At 59.6% G+C, this 831-nt stretch carries 1 protein-coding gene; it reads right to left on the bottom strand.

All coding sequences use genetic code 11. The annotated features are described in order from the left end of the window. Positions 1 to 831 (bottom strand): type VI secretion system Vgr family protein (locus AKG43_RS11850; protein ID WP_156300682.1); only part of this gene is annotated, 831 nt, incomplete at both ends.

Genomic DNA, 831 nt, shown 5'->3' with positions numbered 1-831 from the left:
CGGTGCCTTCGTGCAGCGGGAAGTGTTGGCCGTAGTCGGGGCCGGCATAGGGTTTGGCTAAGCGGATGGGACGGCTTTCTCCGCCCGGACTCCATTCGTCGAGGTCGAACGGCAGTTTGACGCGGTAACGGCCCATGTTGTCGATATAGGCGTAGGTGTAGTTGCCGGGGCTGGTCACTCTGGCAGGTAGACTGCCTTGAATCTTGGGCAACGGGGTAAGGCGTTCGGGACGGAAGATGCTGTCGGCGGGGATGGCGCTAAAGCTATGGCTGTACGCTTGGTCGCGGCTGCCGCTTTGGGTGAGCGACACCGCCAACCAGCCGTTGGGCGCTTCGCTGAAGCTCGGAGCCGTCTGAAACACCAGGCCGGGGCTGAGGGCGGTAATGTTGCCGCTGCCGGAGGCAACGATACGGCGGCTGTGGTCGAGTTGTTGCAGTAAGGCCGTCTGAAGCCGGGCTTCTTCGGGTGTTTTTTGATGCAGCCCCCAATGGCTGTCGCTGCCGAGTAAGACGCTGCTGTCGGTTTCCGTACCCTTGGCCGTTACTTCAGACGACAAATCGGTATCGGCATCGCGGTAGTTGTAGTCGCCGACGCGGATGGATTCGAGGATGGGATTGTGTTTCACCTGTAAGGCGAACACCGCTTCCTCGCCGACACTCTCCAACCCGCCGTGGGGGCGGTAGGGATAGGGAGAGGTATTACTGCGAAAATAATGGGCGGCATCGTCACCGAATACCGCCACATCGCCATATTGGGCATTCTGCTCGAAGGCGTACCAAATTCCTTCTTCTTCGCACAGCCGGTTGAGAAAGGCAAAGTCGGATTCCTGAT

Source organism: Neisseria sp. 74A18, assembly GCF_001308005.1.
Classification (GTDB): domain Bacteria; phylum Pseudomonadota; class Gammaproteobacteria; order Burkholderiales; family Neisseriaceae; genus Neisseria; species Neisseria dumasiana.
Note: the sequence above shows the minus strand (reverse complement) of the source record. Positions and strands in the feature narration are given on the sequence as shown.